This is a genomic window from Flavobacterium cheniae, from assembly GCF_004363695.1.
Lineage (GTDB): Bacteria > Bacteroidota > Bacteroidia > Flavobacteriales > Flavobacteriaceae > Flavobacterium > Flavobacterium cheniae.
In genome coordinates, this window is the sequence record NZ_SNZC01000015.1 from 1 (window position 1) to 1,694 (window position 1,694).

Genomic DNA, 1,694 nt, shown 5'->3' on the forward strand with positions numbered 1-1,694 from the left:
CAAACGGTTTGTGTTAACAGTGCAATTACAAATATTACATTAGCAACTACAGGCGCAACAGGAGCAACCTTTGCAGGATTACCAGCAGGAGTTACTGGTTCATGGGTAGGAAACGTAGCTACGATAAGTGGAACACCAACGGCAAGTGGAATATTTAATTATACGGTAACTACAACAGGCGGATGTCCACCAGCGACAACCACAGGAACTATTACAGTTACACCATTGAACACTATTGCATCAGGCACAAGTCAAACGGTTTGTATTAACAGTGCAATTACAAATATTACATTAGCAACTACAGGCGCAACAGGAGCAACCTTTGCAGGATTACCAGCAGGAGTTACCGGTTCATGGGCAGGAAACGTTGCTACGATAAGTGGAACACCAACGGCAAGTGGAATATTTAATTATACTGTAACTACAACAGGCGGATGTCCACCGGCGACAACCACAGGAACTATTACAGTTACACCATTGAACACTATTGCATCAGGCACAAGTCAAACGGTTTGTATTAACAGTGCAATTACAAATATTACATTAGCAACTACAGGCGCAACAGGAGCAACCTTTGCAGGATTACCAGCAGGAGTTACTGGTTCATGGGCAGGAAACGTAGCTACTATAAGTGGAACGCCAACGGCAAGTGGAATATTTAATTATACCGTAACTACAACAGGCGGATGTCCACCAGCGACAACCACAGGAACTATTACAGTTACACCACAAAACACTATTGCATCAGGCACAAGTCAAACGGTTTGTATTAACAGTGCAATTACAAATATTACATTAGCAACTACAGGCGCAACAGGAGCAACCTTCGCAGGATTACCAGCAGGAGTTACTGGTTCATGGGCAGGAAATGTTGCTACTATAAGTGGAATACCAACGGCAAGTGGAATATTTAATTATACTGTAACTACCACAGGAGGATGTCCACCAGCGACAACCACAGGAACTATTACAGTTACACCATTGAACACTATTGCATCAGGCACAAGTCAAACGGTTTGTATTAACAGTGCAATTACAAATATCACATTAGCAACTACAGGCGCAACAGGAGCAACCTTTGCAGGATTACCGGCAGGAGTTACTGGTTCATGGGCAGGAAACGTAGCTACGATAAGTGGAACACCAACGGCAAGTGGAATATTTAATTATACTGTAACTACCACAGGCGGATGTCCACCAGCGACAACCACAGGAACTATTACTGTAAATGTTCCAAATACGGCAACAATTAGTTACCCACAACCTCAGTATTGTGTTACTGAATCTCCAATATCTGTTGTTTTAACAGGAACAGGTAATTTTACTGGAGGACAATTTAGTTCTATACCTTTAGGTTTGTCAATTAATCAAAATACTGGAGTTATCACGCCATCTACAAGTACACCAAATAACTATCAAATTAATTATTTGGTACCTGTAAATGGGGCTTGTCCGGCTTATTTTGTTACAACTAATATAATTATAACACCACTTCCAACAATAACTAATGTAGCTTTCAGTTCTAATATTTGTTCAGGAAGTTCTACTGATATTGTTCTAACTAGTGATGTTATAAATACAACTTACACTTGGAGCGCAACGATATCTAATATCACAGGTTCTTATGTAACTAGTGGTAACGAGACCAATATCAACCAAATTGCTACATTAACAGATTCTGAGAATGTTGGAAC

1 protein-coding gene is annotated in these 1,694 nt (G+C 40.5%); it reads left to right on the top strand.

Annotation, left to right across the window (positions count from 1 at the left end; translation table 11 throughout):
- The coding region (locus C8D80_RS12805; protein WP_394364585.1) for a beta strand repeat-containing protein at positions 1-1,694 on the top strand (1,694 nt) is incomplete at both ends.